This is a genomic window from Nocardia sp. Tas62D01 (genome assembly GCF_055232035.1).
The window spans coordinates 177,890-194,200 of sequence record NZ_JBUYUZ010000001.1 but is presented as its reverse complement, the minus strand read 5'-3'; the positions used below and the strand labels follow the sequence as shown (position 1 = coordinate 194,200).

19 protein-coding genes are annotated in these 16,311 nt (G+C 64.7%); 12 read left to right on the top strand and 7 right to left on the bottom strand.

Features of this window, described 5'->3' with window-relative positions; translation table 11 throughout:
• Nucleotides 1-23 precede the first annotated feature (23 nt).
• Nucleotides 24-875 (top strand): transposase family protein, encoded by an 852-nt coding sequence (locus ACV7NQ_RS01055; protein WP_463357858.1) that lies wholly within the window; start codon nt 24-26, stop codon nt 873-875.
• A gap of 134 nt (nt 876-1,009) precedes the next feature.
• Here ACV7NQ_RS01055 and ACV7NQ_RS01050 read toward each other — a convergent pair whose 3' ends face one another.
• From ACV7NQ_RS01050 to ACV7NQ_RS01040, 3 genes are read right to left on the bottom strand one after another with little or no spacing between them, the layout of a single operon-like run.
• Nucleotides 1,010-2,029, bottom strand: coding sequence for an IS630 family transposase (locus ACV7NQ_RS01050; protein WP_463357857.1), 1,020 nt, complete (start codon nt 2,027-2,029; stop codon nt 1,010-1,012).
• Nucleotides 2,030-2,046: 17 nt separating this feature from the next.
• The gene (locus ACV7NQ_RS01045; protein ID WP_463357856.1) at nt 2,047-2,526 is read right to left on the bottom strand and encodes a helix-turn-helix domain-containing protein; all 480 of its coding nucleotides are present in this window, start codon (nt 2,524-2,526) and stop codon (nt 2,047-2,049) included.
• 56 nt (nt 2,527-2,582) lie between these two features.
• Nucleotides 2,583-2,786, bottom strand: coding sequence for a DUF397 domain-containing protein (locus tag ACV7NQ_RS01040; protein WP_463357855.1), 204 nt, complete (start codon nt 2,784-2,786; stop codon nt 2,583-2,585).
• Nucleotides 2,787-3,027: 241 nt separating this feature from the next.
• Between ACV7NQ_RS01040 and ACV7NQ_RS01035 the strand changes: the two genes are divergently transcribed.
• The gene (locus ACV7NQ_RS01035; RefSeq protein ID WP_463357854.1) at nt 3,028-3,438 is read left to right on the top strand and encodes a DUF7832 domain-containing protein; all 411 of its coding nucleotides are present in this window, start codon (nt 3,028-3,030) and stop codon (nt 3,436-3,438) included.
• A 112-nt stretch (nt 3,439-3,550) separates the two neighbouring features.
• On the opposite strand, the gene ACV7NQ_RS01030 is transcribed toward ACV7NQ_RS01035, so the two are convergent.
• Nucleotides 3,551-4,582, bottom strand: a complete 1,032-nt coding sequence (locus tag ACV7NQ_RS01030) for a LacI family DNA-binding transcriptional regulator (RefSeq protein ID WP_463357853.1) — start codon at nt 4,580-4,582, stop codon at nt 3,551-3,553.
• 131 nt (nt 4,583-4,713) lie between these two features.
• On the opposite strand from ACV7NQ_RS01030, the gene ACV7NQ_RS01025 reads away from it, so the two are divergent.
• The 6 genes from ACV7NQ_RS01025 to ACV7NQ_RS01000 all read left to right on the top strand — a co-directional run bounded on the left by ACV7NQ_RS01025 (nt 4,714) and on the right by ACV7NQ_RS01000 (nt 10,044).
• A complete protein-coding gene (locus ACV7NQ_RS01025; protein ID WP_463357852.1) occupies nt 4,714-5,790 on the top strand; it encodes an ABC transporter substrate-binding protein in 1,077 nt (358 codons plus the stop codon).
• A gap of 58 nt (nt 5,791-5,848) precedes the next feature.
• Nucleotides 5,849-7,375 carry a sugar ABC transporter ATP-binding protein gene (locus tag ACV7NQ_RS01020; protein ID WP_463357851.1) on the top strand — a complete coding sequence of 509 codons (1,527 nt, stop codon included), beginning with the start codon at nt 5,849-5,851 and terminating at the stop codon, nt 7,373-7,375.
• Nucleotides 7,368-8,336, top strand: coding sequence for an ABC transporter permease (locus ACV7NQ_RS01015; protein WP_463357850.1), 969 nt, complete (start codon nt 7,368-7,370; stop codon nt 8,334-8,336). Before ACV7NQ_RS01020 ends, ACV7NQ_RS01015 begins: the two co-directional genes overlap by 8 nt.
• Nucleotides 8,333-9,358 (top strand): ABC transporter permease, encoded by a 1,026-nt coding sequence (locus ACV7NQ_RS01010; RefSeq protein WP_463357849.1) that lies wholly within the window; start codon nt 8,333-8,335, stop codon nt 9,356-9,358. Before ACV7NQ_RS01015 ends, ACV7NQ_RS01010 begins: the two co-directional genes overlap by 4 nt.
• Nucleotides 9,359-9,454: 96 nt before the next feature.
• On the top strand, nt 9,455-9,922 hold the full coding sequence (locus tag ACV7NQ_RS01005; protein ID WP_463357848.1) for an ImmA/IrrE family metallo-endopeptidase: 468 nt from the start codon (nt 9,455-9,457) through the stop codon (nt 9,920-9,922).
• Nucleotides 9,862-10,044 (top strand): hypothetical protein, encoded by a 183-nt coding sequence (locus ACV7NQ_RS01000; protein WP_463366088.1) that lies wholly within the window; start codon nt 9,862-9,864, stop codon nt 10,042-10,044. Before ACV7NQ_RS01005 ends, ACV7NQ_RS01000 begins: the two co-directional genes overlap by 61 nt.
• On the opposite strand, the gene ACV7NQ_RS00995 is transcribed toward ACV7NQ_RS01000, so the two are convergent.
• Nucleotides 10,000-10,341 carry a hypothetical protein gene (locus tag ACV7NQ_RS00995; RefSeq protein WP_463357847.1) on the bottom strand — a complete coding sequence of 114 codons (342 nt, stop codon included), beginning with the start codon at nt 10,339-10,341 and terminating at the stop codon, nt 10,000-10,002. The two genes, ACV7NQ_RS01000 and ACV7NQ_RS00995, sit on opposite strands and share 45 nt — an antisense overlap.
• A 152-nt stretch (nt 10,342-10,493) precedes the next feature.
• Between ACV7NQ_RS00995 and ACV7NQ_RS00990 the strand changes: the two genes are divergently transcribed.
• From ACV7NQ_RS00990 to ACV7NQ_RS00975, 4 genes are all read left to right on the top strand, one after another.
• Nucleotides 10,494-11,207 carry a dienelactone hydrolase family protein gene (locus tag ACV7NQ_RS00990; RefSeq protein WP_463357846.1) on the top strand — a complete coding sequence of 238 codons (714 nt, stop codon included), beginning with the start codon at nt 10,494-10,496 and terminating at the stop codon, nt 11,205-11,207.
• A gap of 1,657 nt (nt 11,208-12,864) precedes the next feature.
• A complete protein-coding gene (locus ACV7NQ_RS00985; RefSeq protein WP_463357845.1) occupies nt 12,865-13,404 on the top strand; it encodes a hypothetical protein in 540 nt (179 codons plus the stop codon).
• A 371-nt stretch (nt 13,405-13,775) separates the two neighbouring features.
• The gene (locus ACV7NQ_RS00980; protein ID WP_463357844.1) at nt 13,776-14,258 is read left to right on the top strand and encodes a DinB family protein; all 483 of its coding nucleotides are present in this window, start codon (nt 13,776-13,778) and stop codon (nt 14,256-14,258) included.
• A 308-nt stretch (nt 14,259-14,566) separates the two neighbouring features.
• The gene (locus tag ACV7NQ_RS00975) at nt 14,567-14,830 is read left to right on the top strand and encodes a hypothetical protein (RefSeq protein ID WP_463357843.1); all 264 of its coding nucleotides are present in this window, start codon (nt 14,567-14,569) and stop codon (nt 14,828-14,830) included.
• Between the two features lie 146 nt (nt 14,831-14,976).
• On the opposite strand, the gene ACV7NQ_RS00970 is transcribed toward ACV7NQ_RS00975, so the two are convergent.
• Nucleotides 14,977-15,600 carry an ABC transporter substrate-binding protein gene (locus tag ACV7NQ_RS00970; RefSeq protein WP_463365479.1) on the bottom strand — a complete coding sequence of 208 codons (624 nt, stop codon included), beginning with the start codon at nt 15,598-15,600 and terminating at the stop codon, nt 14,977-14,979.
• The gene (locus ACV7NQ_RS00965) at nt 15,572-16,198 is read right to left on the bottom strand and encodes a hypothetical protein (protein ID WP_463357842.1); all 627 of its coding nucleotides are present in this window, start codon (nt 16,196-16,198) and stop codon (nt 15,572-15,574) included. The genes ACV7NQ_RS00970 and ACV7NQ_RS00965 overlap by 29 nt, the downstream gene beginning before the upstream one ends.
• Between the last annotated feature and the right edge of the window lie 113 nt (nt 16,199-16,311).

Genomic DNA, 16,311 nt, shown 5'->3' with positions numbered 1-16,311 from the left:
ACTTCACTGAGGTTCTGCGCGTCATGAGTGTGACATACACAGCCGTCCTGCCGGTCGAAGAGGCCACCGTCGAGTACGTGGCCACGCTGCTCGAGGCCTCGCGACGCGACCGCGGGACTCGCTGGCGGGCTCTGACCTGCATGGCGCAGGCGGTGTTGGCGTTGCGCTGGTTCCTCGACGGCACCCGGATCGCGCAGCTGATGATCGACAACGAGATCGGCAAGACGACCTGCTACAGCTACCTGCACGAGGCGATCGACGTGCTCGCCGCCCAAGCGCCCGGCCTGCACAACGCGCTGCTGGCGGCGAAAGCCGCCGGATATGAGCACGTCAGCGTCGACGGCACCCTGATCGGCACCGACTGTGTCGGCGAGCCCGGCCCGTCGACACGAAAAACCAAGGGCAACACTGGGAAACATCGGCCGGTGGACCTGTGGTGGTCCGGGAAACATCGCCATCACGGTGGCAACGTCCAGGTCGTCACCGTGCCGGACGGGTGGCCGATCTGGACCTCCGATGTGCGGCCCGGCCGCGAGCACGACACCACCGCGCTGCGTACCCATCCGCAGATGCTGCCCGCGTTCACCGCATGGACCAACGATCAGCGACCGGTACTCGGCGACCTCGGCTACGAGGGCGAAGCCACCACGATCACCGTGGCAGTCAAGAAACCCAAGAACGGCGCGCTCACCGACGATCAGAAGACCGCCAACAAAGCGCACAACAGCAAACGAGCCATCGGTGAACGCGGAAACTCCCTGCTCAAAACCACATTCAAAGCACTCCGGCGAGTGACCCTGTGCCCCTGGCGAATCGGTGCCATCGTCGCCGCAGCCCTGGTCCTACTGCGCATCGAACATCACCGCACCGTCTGACGAGAACGACATACCACTACTCGGAAAGGCTCACTGAGCCCACAGGATCGCCCCCGGGGCCGAATCTAATTGCCGCGCAGAAATTCCCGTTTGCGCGGTATAGGCCGAGCCGGGCTCGGGGGCAGCCGGCGCGATCATTCTTCTGTGTGGGGTGGCAATCCTCGCCGAATCGGTATGACCTCAGCGCTGGGGTTCGCCAGCGCCTCCCGCAGCGCCTGGTTCTCCAGCGTGAGTTGATTCACCGCCCGGACAAGGGAGGGGACGTCGGCCCGAAGTTGGACGAGTTCGGCGTACTTGTTCGCGATCGTCTTCTTCAGTGCAGCGATGGTGGCCCGAAGTCGAGTCTCAACCTCCGATGGTGCCCCGCGCTCGGCCACCCGCGCGTAGAACTCGTTATTCAAGTCCGTATGCCGTTGTGTCAGAGCATTTCTGGGGACATCAGCCTCCAGGGCAAGGGCGACGATCGTGAGTGCACCGCCGTGCCTGCTACCGCGGCGTCGCGTCGTACGCGGTGCGGATCTCCTGGCTGAAGCGCTCGGGGGCAGGGGCCTCGGTTTCGGGGCTGGTCGGCCCCAGACCCATGGTCGTGCGCGGGCGTTGAGGGCGGCGGTGGCCTGGCGGGTGGCCTGGTCGATCTCTGTGTGGTCGGCGAAGGTCTGGCCGGCGAGTGCTTCTCGCCGGAAGATCCGCCACCACGGCTCTTGCAGGTTGAGCCAGCACGCCCCGACCGGGATGAAGGCATGTTTGATCCGAGGGTGATCCTCGAGCCATTCGCGGGTGGATTTGCTGTTGTGACTGGAGAGGTTGTCGGTGATCACATAGATGTCACCGACTGGGTTGGCCTGTTCGATCAGCTCGAGGAAACGCTGATAGTTCACGCTGTTGCGTGAACCGGCGGTGAGCGTGATCGCCTGGCCGTCGCGGACGCGGATCGATCCGTAGACCCAGATCTTGTCCGGACCTCGCGAATATTGCAGGGGCGCCTTGATTCGGTGCCCATCGACCGACCAGCCCGGCGCGGGTCCGAAAGTGCGGGGCGAGACCGGGCCCAACTCGTCGGCGCAGACTACCGTGGCCCCGGCCGGTGGCTGCGTGTAGAGACCGACGATGTGGGTTCTTTTGGGACGAAGTCCGGATCCTTGCTCGTCGTCCACGACCGCGGCCTACGCCATCACCCTTCTGCCACAAGAATTCTGCGCACTTGACTGCGACCCACAACGATGCCTTCGGCGCGTAGGGTCTCGGTCAGCGAATCCAGCGTCCAGCACGACGGGGCTGCGTCCCGCTCGGCTTCCAGAGCGCCATCGGATCGCCGTGTCAAACGCCCCGGCGGCGTGGTGGCGACCAAGGCCACGATACGACTGCGTTCTGTCTCGGTCAGCCGAGGTTTACGGCCCGACCCCGGGCGATCACCCAGCCCCTCCACACCGTGAGTGTTGAACCGCCGCAGGCGTTCACGCACCGTCTGCGGATGACATCCCAACTCATCTGCGATCATCGCAGTGGACTTCCCGTCCCAGCTCGCCGTGATCATCCGCGCCCGGCGAATCCAATCACCTGGAGCATGCCGAGCTCCAGCGAGCTTACGAATCTTCCTCTCCTCCAACACATCCCGTGCAGGACGCGCGACCAGCACCTTCGGCAGCCCCATGACACCCGAACCAACAAGACCGACAACAAGATACATGATCATTGGGGAACGTAGCACTAGCTGTTGTCGTTTGCTGCCGACGCTACGAATGCGTCCCACTCGGAGGAGGTGAAGTCAAGTGCGGGGCCGGTGGGGTTCTTGGAGTCGCGGACGCCGACGGTTCCCCCGTCGAGGAATGCGACCTCGACACACTCCTTGCCCATCGAGCTGCGGCTGCTCTTGAACCACTGGGCTCTCGACAGGTCCACGTGCACGCGCATGCACCTGGATCCGTGCGACGGCAGCCCGAAAAAGGCGTTGAGCATGTGGCCCAGTGCCGACGATACGGCGAGGACCCTTGCCGCGCGGGTACGGTGCCGACTCTGCCGCACGGACGCGTGAGCGCGCTTCCGTCGATGGATCGATTGGACTGTGGCCGAGATTAATTCGAGCGCGTGGTCAACGTCATACCGATAGGTTCAACCCGTCTCGAGCGGTTTCATGATTGGGAGGGAGGCTCGGATGACGTACGACGATGCGGGGTGGCATAGGGATTCCGTCGCGGAGCTCGACTTGCCGGAGTCCGCGGCGCGTACACACATCGGCATGTTCATGGTCTGGCTGGTGTTGCACGGTCTGGTGACGGAGGAGCAGCGGGTCAGTGTGCGTGGGTTGTTCGATAGATCGATAACGCCCGGTGAATACCTGTTCGAGGCCTGCTGCGGCGAGATCAACTCGGCGATGTTGAACGAAACCGGTGATGCGTTCACCAAAGCGGCCTATGACACCTATGGCGAGGCGTACGAGTCGCTTCCGTCGGACGCGGCCTACCATTCGAGCTACGCCGTGCCGGATTCGTGGGAAACCTACGATCTCATATCGCCCAGCATCGACCGGCTGTTCGCACAGTGGCGGTCGATGCTGGGCGGATAGACCCCACTGTCCACCACGGCAGTGGCCGCTGCCGAGCCAATTCGTCTGCAGCCTCGACCAATTCGGTCAGGTGCGAGTGACGTGCCGGAGGTGATCTCGGTACGTCGGCGGCTCAGGGTGGGAAGGCTCCGCGGCCGACTGTGCTCTCGCGGATCTGTAGGGCGAAGGGAACCTGCACGTCCCGCACCGCCCAGCCGTCGCCGTCGGCGTGATTGCCCAGACTCCGTTGATGCAGCAGATCGACTGCGGTGCGGGCGATTTCGGACTTGTCCGGAGCGATCGTGGTCAGGGCGGGAACGCTGAACGCGCTCTCCTCGGTGTTGTCGAAACCCACCACCGCAATATCCTCGGGCACCCGCACCCCGCGCTCGGCGGCCGCCCGCATCGCGCCGATGGCCAACAGGTCGTTGAAGCAGAAGATCGCGTCGGGCGGCCGCGGCAGGTCCAGCAGGCGCCGCATCGCCTGCGCGCCCTCCTGCCGGTGGTATTCCAGCGCCGTCACGATCAGCTCACCCGATTCCGGAATTCCCGCCGCCGCCATCGCCTGTCGATACCCGGTCAGGCGCAACGCGGCGGTCCCGCGGCGTGGATTGTGCCCGATCGCGGCGATTCGCCTGCGGCCCAGGCTGGTCAGGTGGTCGACCGCGGTGCGAGCGGCCAGCACGTTGTCGATCGCCACGTGGTCGATGGACACGTCCACGGCATGCTCGCCGAGCAACACCAGCGGCACCCCCGGGGCCAGTTCGGCGAAATCCTCGGCGTCCAATGCCTGCGGACCCAGGATCGCCCCGTCCACCAGATGCGGACCCATCGAGCTCAGCGCCGTGCGCTCGCGTTCCCGGGTGCCCTGCGTCTGCTCGATCAGCACGCTCCACTCGTGTTGCTGGGCGGCGGTGATGACAAGGCTGGTCAGCTCGGCGAAGTATGGAATGTTCAACTCTGGCAACACCAATGCGATGAACCCGGTGCGGCCGCGACGCAGGTTGCGGGCGCCGCGGTTGGGCCGATATCCGGTCGCCTCCAACGCGGCCAGCACCTTGCGGCGGTTCTCCGGCTTGACGAATTCATACCCGTTGACCACGTTCGACACAGTCTTGATGGAGACGCCGGCCAGGTTGGCGACGTCTTTGAGTGTGGCGGCCAAAGGTGCTGCTCCTCCTCGAGATCACGGGCGCGGTGAACGTAACCGAGCGATTTTCCCAATCTACTTACAACGTTGCTTCAACGTTGTAAAACTTCTCTAACGCCTCGAAGGGGGCGCCCGAAGGAGTACCCATGCCTGTGACCAAATCCTTGACGGGCAGCGTCGTCCTCGCCGCTGCACTCACCCTCACCGTCTCCGCATGTTCGAAGTCGGAGAACTCCACCGCACCGAGCCAGAGCGCGGGCCCTGCCGCCACCGCCGCGGCGGTGCAGCCCAGCAGCCAGTCGACCTGCACCCTCGCCCAGACCGGCTATCCGAAGCTGGACCTGAAGACCGCCAAAATCGGGTTCTCCCAGTCGGAGAAGGAGGACAACCCGTTCCGGATCACCGAGACGGCCTCGATGAAGCAGGAGGCGGCCCGGCTCGGCATCCCGGCCGGAAATCTGCTCACGACCGATGCCCAGAGCGATCTGAACAAGCAGATCAGCGACATCAAGTCACTGCTCGACCAGGGCATCCAGGCGCTGATCGTAGCGCCGCTGAATTCCGATGGGCTGCAACCCGCTTTCGATGCGGCCAAGGCGAAGAAGGTGCCGGTGGTGACGGTCGACCGGCTGGTCACCTCGCAGCCGTGCACGGACTATCTGACCTTCATCGGCTCGGATTTCGTCAAGCAGGGGCAGCGGGCGGCCGACGAGATGATCCGGGTGACCGGCGGGCAGGGCAAGATCGCGATCCTGCTCGGCTCCTCGGGCAACAACGTCACCACCGACCGCACAAAGGGTTTCAAGGACAAGCTGGGCAGCGCAGCAGGGCTGTCGATCGTGGCCGAGCAGACCGGTGATTTCGACCGTTCCAAGGGCCAGGCGGTGATGGAGCAGTTGCTGCAGAGCCATCCCGAAATCACGGCGGTCTACGCCGAGAACGACGAAATGGGCGTGGGCGCGGTCAATGCCATCAAGGGCGCGGGTAAGCAGCCCGGCAAGGACATCAAGGTCGTCTCGGTGGACGGGACGCACAACGCGGTCAAGCTGATCGTCGACGGCAGCTACAACGCGGTGATCGAGTCCAATCCGCGATTTGGGCCGTTGGCATTCCAGACCCTGCAGCAGTTCGAGGACGGCAAGCCGATTCCGGCGACGCTGATCATCTCCGACGATCAGTACGACGAGACCAACGCCTCGGCGAAGGTCGGCAACTCGTATTGATCACTCCCGCCCGCGATTCCGGCCCCGCCGGAATCGCGGCCGCCTGCTAGGAAATCCGATGAACGAACCGGTGCTCGAGGTCGTCGAGGTGACCAAGGTATTCGGTGGCGTGCGCGCGCTGGACACGGTGTCGTTCACGCTGCGGCCCGGCGAGATACATGCGCTGGTCGGTGAGAACGGGGCTGGCAAATCGACCCTGATCAAGGTGCTCACCGGCGTCTACCGACCGGACCGGGGCCAGGTGCGCTATCGCGGTGAGCCGGTGGTTTTCACCAGCCCGATCCAGGCACAGCAGTCCGGGATCTCCACGATCTATCAGGAGGTCAATCTCATCCCGCTGATGAGCCTGGCACACAACGTGTTTCTGGGCCGGGAACCGCGAAATCGGTTGGGATTCATCGATCAGCGCCGTATGGTTGCACGGGCCGCCGAGCTGCTGGCCGAGTACGGAATCGCCGACGATGTGCGGAAACCGCTGGGCAGCATCGGTGTCGGCGCGCAGCAGATGGTCGCGCTGGCGCGGGCGGTGTCGATCGAGGCCCGGGTGGTCATTATGGACGAGCCGACCTCATCGCTGGAACCGCGCGAGGTCGAGACGCTGTTCCGGGTGATCCGGCGGCTGCACGAGCGCGATATCGCGGTCGTCTTAGTCAGTCACCGGCTCGACGAGCTGTATCGAATCTGCGATCAGGTCACCGTGTTACGCGACGGCCGGCGTGTGCACACCGGACCGCTGGCCGAACTCGACCGGCTGGCTCTGGTTTCGATGATGCTGGGGCGCGACGTCGCCGACGTGCGCGCGCACGGTGCCACGAATTTCGCCGACGACGGTCACGCCACCGCCGAAATGCTCCTACGTGCCGAGGATCTGGTGAGCCGGCCCCGGTTGTCCGGGGTGTCGGTGACGGCGCGGGCGGGCGAAGTGGTCGGCCTCGCCGGTCTGCTGGGCTCGGGCCGCAGCGAGACGGCACGGGCGATCTTCGGTGCGCTACCGGTGGATGGAGGCCGGATCACCGCGGGCGGCAAGCCCGTTCGATCCGGCAGCACGGGGGCGGCGATCGATGCCGGCATCGCGATGCTGGCCGAGGATCGCAAGACCGACGGGATCATCCCGGAGCTGTCCGTGCGGGAGAACATCGTGCTTGCCGCGCTGCCCCGGCTGTCACCGTACGGGCTGGTCAGCCGGGCCCGGCAGGATCGGATCGTGAACACCTTCATCACCCGGCTGCGGATCAAGGTGTCCAGCCCGGAGCAGAAGGTGTCCGAACTGTCGGGCGGAAACCAGCAGAAGGTGCTGCTGGCCCGCTGGCTGTGCCTGCGGCCGCGCGTGTTGCTGCTGGACGAGCCGACCCGCGGCATCGATGTGGGTGCCAAGGCCGAGGTGCAGGCACTGATCGACGAGCTCGCCGACGAGGGCCTGGCCGTGGTGCTCATCTCCTCGGAGATGGAGGAACTCGTCGACGGTTCGGACCGGCTGGTCGTGCTGCGTGACGGCAGCGTCGTGGGCGAACTCGTCGGCGATCAGGTCGATGTGGACGCCGTGCTCGCGGCGCTCGCAGATACCGAAGGGACCGCTGATGGTTGAGACGGTGAGCGCGCGCCGATGGGAGCTCGGCCGCACCCGCGCGACGGCCTGGCTGCAGGAGTACGGCGTCTATGCGGCGATCGCCATCCTGCTGCTGTTCAATGTCGCCTTCACCGCGAATTTCCTGTCACCGGCTAACTTTCGCACCCAGCTGCTCCAGGCCGCCCCGATCGCGATCGTGGCGCTGGGAATGGCGCTGGTGATCGGCACCGAGGGCATCGACCTCTCGGTCGGCGCGGTCATGGCCCTCTCGGCCGCGGTGCTGCCGCTGTATCTCGGCTACGGGTTGGTACCAGCGCTGGTCGTGGCGTTGCTGGTCGGGCTGGCGGCCGGATTCATGAACGGTATTCTGGTGGCGCGCATCGGAATTCAGCCGATCGTGGCCACCCTCGCGCTGCTGGTCGGCGGGCGCGGGCTGGCCCTGGTGATCACCCACGGTCAGCTGGTCGATATCCAGAACAGGCAATTGCTCACGCTGGGCTCGCAGTCGTGGCTGGGGATTCCGATCAGCGTGGTGGTCGCGGCGGTTTTGGCCGTGGTGACCGGAGCGCTGGTGCAGCGCACCACCTTCGGGCGGCAGCTGGTAGCGATCGGCGGAAATCGCACGGCCAGCGCCCTGTCCGGGTTGCCGGTGCGGCGGGTGCTGGTCGCCGTCTATGCGCTGTGCGGGTTGTTCGCCGGGCTCGCCGGGGTGCTGGCCACCGCGCGGCTGGGCGCGAGTGACCCGGCCAATGTTGGCCTGCTGATGGAGCTTTCGGCCATCACGGCGGTTGTGGTCGGCGGGACACCGTTGACCGGCGGCAAGGTCCGGGTGCTGGGCACGGTGGCCGGCGCGCTGCTCATGCAGCTGGTGCGGGCCACCCTGATCAAACACGATCTGCCGGATTCCTCCGCGCAGATGATCCAGGCAGCGATCATCGTGGTCGCCGTGTACGCCGCACGCGAGCGGAGCAGTCGTTGAGCGCCACCACCGAATCCCCTGATACGCAACACGATATGGCCGGCGTCGCCCGGCCCGCGGTCGGGCGGTCCGTGCTGATACTGACCGGCCTGCTGCAAAAACAGGGCGCCGCCATCGTTTTCGTCGTGGTGTCGGCCATCGCCTGGCTCACCTTCCCGCAGTTCGGGACTGCGGGGAATCTGCGCGATCTCGCCCTGCAGAGCTCGTTTCTCGCGGTCATCGCACTGGGCATGACATTCGTGATCATCTCAGGCGGCATCGACCTGTCGGTCGGGTCGGTGTATGCGCTCGGCGGTGTGCTGGCCGCCCACGGCTCGCGCTGGGGCTTCTTCGTGGCGCTGCTGCTGCCGTTGGCGGTCTGCGGGGCGATCGGCCTGGTCAATGGGCTGCTGGTGGCACGCACCCGGATGGCGCCGTTCATCGTCACGCTGGCGAGCCTGCTGTTCGCCCGCGGGTTGCTGCTGGCGATCACGCACGAGGGCTCCACCACGTACAAGATCTCCGCCGGGCAGGCGTTCCTGCAGCTGGGCCGGGGCACCTTCCTCGGCCTCGGCTACCCGGTCTATGTCACCCTGATTCTGTTCGCGGCCGGAGGATTCCTGCTGCGGCGCACCAGATTCGGCCAGACCCTGTTCGCCACCGGCGGGGCCGAGAACTCGGCCGTGCTGATGGGCCTGCCCGTAGTCCGTACCAAGATCATCGTCTACACCCTCAGCGGAGTGCTGGCCGGGTTCTCCGGGGCGATGACGGCCGCGTACCTGGAATCCGGCGTCACGGTGCTCGGCGTGGGCACCGAACTCGATGCGATCGCGGCCGTCGTCATCGGCGGCACCCTGTTGACCGGTGGGGCCGGCACCGTGCTCGGCACGATCTTCGGGGTGTTGCTGCGCAACGTGATTCAGAACATCATCAACCTGGTCGGCAACCTCGACAGCAACTACCAATCCGTGGTCAGCGGCGGCTTCCTACTCGTGGTCGTGGTGCTGCAGCGCGGCCTGGCCCGCACCCGCCGGGAGAAATGATCTCCCGGCGGCCGATAACCGAGCTCAGCTGTCTGGAAATGCACGGGATCATCACCACGATGGTGCCCTTCGCCGGGGACGACACCCCCACCATCAATGCTTTCTCCACCTCCCGCATGCCACGCCCGCTGGTCGTGCTCACACCGGACCGCGGCGACGACGTGTGTACTGGCACCGATTCACCGCCGCCCACGAACTCGGCCACTCGTCCTGCATCGCGACGCCGCCCCCGGCGACCCCGAACAAGAACGCGAAGCCGACGCCTTCGCCGCCGAATTCCTCACCCCCGCTGCCGAGATCGGTGACCGGCTCCCCCGCCGGGTCGACTTCAAAGCCCTCGAACAGATCAGCCACGAATGGGGCGTCTCGTTCAAATCCCTGATCTATCGATCCCGTGAACTCGGCGCCATCTCCGACGCCAGCGCCCGCCGCGCCTACCAACGCCTCAACCACCTCTATGAACTCAGCCTCATCCCGACCCCGTCACCAAATACCCCGGCGAAATGCCCACCCTGCTCGGCAAAGCCTTCGAACTCGCTGAAAACCACGGCACGCTCACCATGACCAGCCTCGCCCGCGAACTACGCTGGCGCCTCCCAGGACTGCGACTGCTCCTCGGCCATCCGGACGAACGCCCCGTCCTACGCCTGGTCACAGACATCGACGACACCGCCGCCACCGCGTGAACGACGAATCAGAAAGTCGAGATTCCACAACGACGCACGCTCCGGTCTGACCGCCGAAAAACACTGCAATGCAGGCGTTATCGGCGGACTACTGTCCCAACAGCGCCTGCGCCAAGCCCGCCCCGTGCCCGGCTCGGCGCCGACCGCTTCGGTCAGGTGGCCTTGCGGGTCGGTGGTGCCGGGTTCGTCGAATGTTGTTGCCGGTGGATGAGGTTCGGTCCGGTGTGGCGGCGCCGGGAACACGAAGAACTCCTGGTAGAGCAGCATTATCGAAATCGCGTTCGGGGTCAGCCTCATCCGCCTACCATCGGCGCCAGCACCAGCGTGAACTCGGCAAGATCATACGAGTACGAAGCGGTCTGAAACAGCTGCCGCATTAGTCGCATAGGCCGACATTGAGCTTGCGAAAAATTATTTGCTGCCCGCGGCGTTTGTCTAGGGTTGTCGTCATGGGTATCACCTATGACATTCGCACCTACCGCGACGGAGAAACCAAACTTACTGGCCTTCTCCACCGTGACTTCGCATCTGCCTCCACCACTCCCGGGATTCTCCTGATCCATGGTGGCGCCGGCCTCGACGACCACGCGCGAGAGCAGGCACAGCGCTGGGCGACGCTCGGATACACCGTGTTCGCTTGCGATATGTACGGCGATGGCATCGCGGGTGACAGAGACCGCGTCATGAAAACCGTTACGACCTTGAGCAACGACGCCGCGATGCTCACCCAGCGCGCCGAAACCGCACTGGCCGTCCTGACAGACATCACCGGCCATGAGCGGATCGCCGTCGTCGGGTACTGCTTCGGCGGCATGACGGCACTTCAGTTAGCGCGATCCGGCAGCGCAGTCCAGGCCGCGGTCAGCATCCACGGAAGCCTCAAGACCCAGAACCCCGCCGAACCAGGGGCGATCCAGGCGAAAATCCTGGTCTGCCACGGCGCGACCGACCCACACGTGCCGCTCGCCGACCTGACCATATTCGCCGACGAAATGGATCGCGCCGAGGCCGACTGGCAATTCAACATCTACGGCGGCGCAGCACACGGGTTTACCCACCAGCACGCAACACCCGGCGCGACACCCGGCGTCGCCTACAACGAATCCGCCGACCACCGGTCGTTTGAGGACGCACGACGATTCCTTGACACGGCGCTGACCTAGCCTAAACGGGGTTCCGGAACCGCCGAAAAACCGGCGAATATGCAGGTCAATGACTATCTCGGGCCCCGTACCCACAGCCGCCGCCCTGGCAGGGCTGTGACCAGGCAATCCGTTGAAAATTCTGCCGTTACTACCGGGACCCCAACCGCCGCAGGGACTCCAACTCCTCATCGGTGAACACCGGAGCGACCAACCAAGCACCTCCCGACGAGACCGAAGATCACCAGCTCAGGAGCCTACTCAGCCATATCCGCCCGATAATTCCCGAGTACTACGGCAACCCCCATCACGGGCCGGCCGAGCTCCCAGTGTGCCGCAGAGTCTCAGCCCCGCCTGTAGAACCAACGCCGAGGCCCGGGACTGCGACGATAGACTACAGCGGTGATCCGGGGACCCATAGAGTTGGTGACGTAGAAGTACCCGCCACCGAGATCGGTAGCGGCGCGGGCGATCTCGTCGATCGAGCCGTGAATGTCCCCTGCACCGATGTGGCTCAACTTCATCTCGACCGCCCCACCGGATCGAATCCGCCGGACGGAGCCGTGTCGAGTTCCTCTGCCCGCAAACGCATCACACCACTGTCGATTGGATGCGGACGGTAGTCAAGATCGTCATGCCGCACTATCACCCAGAAGGTACGGCCAACCACCGGTGAAGATTCAACGCCGTAAACCCTGAAAGTGCACAGGCCGCCTCACTGCCACGGGCACAGCGATTCTGTCTCGGCAACGAAGGTTCGCGAGACACCTTGCACGGCAGAATGTTTCCGCGTAGCCGTCAGCCGAGGTGACTCGGGAAGCTATCTGCCGTACAACGCAATCGGATCGCATCCGAAGCGGTACGAACTGCCAGGTGGACGGCGCTCCATGCCACTACCGCCGGATTTCTGGCGGATGTTCCCCACCCCCGAGTCGAACAGCGCCGTAGTGAACAGGACCTCGATACCCACCACTATTCGAAGTCCTGTTCACTCACACCGGAATCCGCAGGTCAGCGGTGTGTGAGCGCGACTTCGAACATTCACAATTCCGGTCTCGGCGGCCCGGTGTCGATAAAACGATCAATTCTCAACACCCGCAGCACGCCACCCGACTCCCTCCCGGTTGTCGAAAGATGGTGAGAATTGATCGGTCACATCCGGCCAACGGCCGGTGATGCCGCGGTCAGCACCCTGCGGCACGCATCGAATCGAGGAACCTGCCGGTTGCGTCGGTAAGGTCCTCCATCAGATTGAGCACTCCGAGTCTCCCGAACTCTGGTGTGTCGAGGTGTTCGATGTACGCGGTCTCTCCTTGCCCTGCCACCAGCTTGGACCTCGTGCTGGGAGTCATCATCGGTCGCAGAAAGCGCTGTCTGGTCAGTACGGCACCGTCCACGATTGGCTGAGCTGATGCGGGGAGCTCGGTGATGTGGCCGTTGCTGTGGTCCAGCGTGGACGCTCCCCGGTTGACCGCCGTCGGGACGGGGCTGACCAGCGAGCGGGAACGGCACCTCGCGATCATCAACGTGCGGCTGACTTGCAGTCCGAGTGGCACCAGCCGAACGCCGACGACTTCCAAACTGGGCAAGCAAGTGAAACGGGTCGAGGGGGGTACATGGCCACGGCACCCGCCGCTGGCGCGGCCCGGTCAATCCGCTCGACGACGATCAACGATGGGTGATCGCGCGCCAACTGCTGCACGACACCACGATCGACACCGAAGATCGCCTGGCCGGCCTGCTCCTGCTCCTCTACGCCCAGGGCCCATCCGCCATCGGTCTGCTGACCACCGACCAGATCTCGATCACCGACGACGACGTCCGAATCAGCTTCGGCCACACACCCATTCGTCTGCCCCACCCCGTCGATGACCTGGCCCGCACCGTCGTCACCACACGCAAAGGCCACGCCACCATCGGCGTTACCGGACCATCGCGCTGGCTGTTCCCCGGAGGCCAGCCCGGCCGCCCGATCAGCACCCAACGACTCAAACAGAGGCTCAACCGGCTCGGCATCCGCCCCAACCAGGCCCGCAGCACAGCACTGTTCCAACTCGCCACCGAGATCCCCGCCGCAATCCTCGCCCGAACACTCGGAATCAGCGTCAACTCCGCGGTCCGCTGGCAACAGATCTCCGCCGGAGACTGGACGGGCTACGCCGCCGACGTCAGCAGCCGATCACCTCAGCAACGAACTGAGTCCACCGACCGACGTTGACAACAGCGACAGCATGGTGCGAATCTGTCCACACCCGTCGGCTCAGCGTCCGCCCTCAGCACAGCTCGCAACCCGCTGTCAGTAGCCGACGCGATCACATGTCGCCACCGGTGATCGACACCGTGGTTGTTTGCGTCTCGCCAACCGATCAGGCAGCGCCAACCAAATTCGGCATCCGAGCCGCCCATCGGCGCGCCCACCCGTCACACGGTCGATAGCCGCGCACGCGTGCCCAATGCCGCCCCGCTCAACCGGGTCACGCGGCGGCACGACATCCAGCGATCCCCCCGAGATCCGAACGACGGACCTGACACGTCCGCAAACCGCGAAACCAATTCCGACACAACAGAAATACGAGAGGACACACGAATATGTCTTTACCGCAGAGAGTTACCGACGGTCCCGAGCGCGTCCTGCTCGAGAACATGCTCGACCGCAACCGGGCTGGGCTCATCGACACCGTGCACGGGTTGTCGGACGAAGAGGCCCGCCGTCGCCTAGTGCCGTCGCTGACCACGCCGATCGCGTTGATCAAACACGCCGCCGCCGCCGAACGGACCTGGTTCCAACGCTTCCTCGAATCCGGCGGCGACACACCCCGTCCGGGCGAGGTCGCCAGCTTCGCGGTCGGGGAGAACGAGACCCTCGCTGAGGTCATTGCGGAGTTCGAGCGTGCCAGCGAACGATCCCGAGTGATCGCCGCGCAATACGACCTGAATGATACGAAACAACACCCGCGCGCCGGCACGGTCAGTATCAGGTGGATCTACCTGCTCATGATCGAGGAGTTCGCTCGCCACGCGGGCCACAGCGACATCCTGCGCGAACAGCTTGCTGCCGCACACGCCCAGTAGTCACGGTCCTCGCCACAGGACATCCCGATCCAAATACACCGGCCTACGGCAGGTATTCGGACAGTTCCAATATCCGACGGTGCCATTTCCGACCTCGCTCAGAAAGAGAAAGCACTCGCCCGAATCGCTCCGCCGTCAACACCGCCCGGGCGCTACCACCCAAGCGACACCCTGCTGGCGTTCCTCGAAGCCCTCTGACTATGCCGAACAACCACACAAGACCGCCACCCTGACCAGCGGTAACGCTCACCGACTCGGCATAATCCACCCCTCGGCATATTCCCGGCTATGCCGAATTCGGCATAGCGGTGAAACGGGCACGGCCGGTTCTTAGGGGGCGGGGGCGCGGCAACGCGTCCCCGCTACCCGACGAGCGATTGTTCGGCCTGATCACCGACCAGAAGATCCGCCGCGGAGTCCACAAAAGCGTTGCGGCACTGGAGAAAGACATCCGAGACTGGATCGCGGACTGGAACGAAAACCCGAAGCCCTTCGTCTGGACCAAGACCGCCGACGAGATCCTCGAACGACTCGCCTCATATCTTCAACGAATTCCTGACGCAGGACACTAGGTGTACGACTGCTGCTGCGGCCCCTGTCAACCCCAGCGATGTGCGGGCCAGGCGAGAGGGGTGCGCTCGTCTGCGAGTGAGAATCTGATGTCTGGCTCGGTGGGAGTCGAACTCATTGGGCTGTTGCTTTCGTAGCTGTGCGCTGGTTAGTTGTTGTGTGGCAGGAAGGCGTTGTCGAGAACGCCTCCATAGTTCGGCAGGTTCGTTGATGCGTCGATTCGCCCTTGGCTCTTGGCCCAGTCGGCGAGGGTGGTCAAGTTGGCTGCGAGATCGGGCTGTAGCTGCAGTGTGAAGTCGAATTCGGGCAGGACCTTCTCGAGGAGATCCGCAGGGAGCTGGGTGGCCTCGGCGACGGCGGAGATCGCGTTCTGCGATCGCGCGGTGAGTTGTGTTCCGGCGTCGTTCAGGGCGGTGAAGAACGCGGACAGCGCTGCGGGTTTCTGTGCTACCGCGCTGTCGGTTGCCAGGTACAGGCTGTGTTGGTTATAGGTCCCGCCGGGGAGTTCGATCGCGTCCTCTCCCAGGGCGGCAACGACCTGGGCTTGGTATGGCTGGAAGATCGAGATGGCATCCACGTTGCGTTGGGTGGCGGCGGTGACCGTTGCTTGTGGCGCTACCTGGACGAGGTCGGCCTTGATCCTGTTGTCCGACAGCGCCTTCGCGACGAAGTAGGCCGCGCTCGTCCCCAACGGGGTGCCGATGGATCGCCCCGCGAGGCTTTCGATGGAGGTGATTCCGGCGCTACGCCGAGCCACGATGGCGCGGTTCATGCCGCGTACGAGGGTGGTGGTGGCGGCGGGGTCGCCGGTGGTGATGTCGATGGGTTCGTTGGCGCACCACAGTTGGATGTCGTGTTGTTTGAGCCGGTGCTCGAACTCCACGCTGGCTCGGGTGTCGCGGGCGGTGCGCGAGATTTGTTCGGCGATAAACGATTTCGAACACACGATCCGGGGACGCGGCTGCGGTGAGGAGGTCGGTGATGCCGCCGTCACGCGGCACGGGGATGTTGAACTTTTCGTGGCTGGTGCCGTGTCCGCGTTGGTCGAGGTCGAGGCGTCCGGTTTCGATGTCCCAGTAGTAGGCGACGATCACGACTTGGATCGGCAACCCTGCGAGTTTGGCTTGGCAGGTGGTGACCTGTCGGGGGATCGACAGGGTGGGGTCTTGGTTGTCGTCGGTGGAGGTCCTACCGACGAAGGCCGCGCGGATGATGGGTGCGATCTGGTTTGGGTTGGTGGGGGTGAGGCGGGCGATCAGGTCCTCGATCGTCACCGTGGACTGTGGGTCACCGATCAGTCCCCGCTCGCCGGCCGTGGGGTCGTCGCCCTGCTGGTCGCAGCCACCTACGGTCCTGATCGAATCGGACATGAAACTCTCACCGGCGGTACGGGCTGTAGCGGCTCAGAACGTCCGGTATTGCCGATTACAGGATGTCAACCCGGTGCGATCGGAGGGCGGACTGGCAGCCGCCTCGCCGCCTC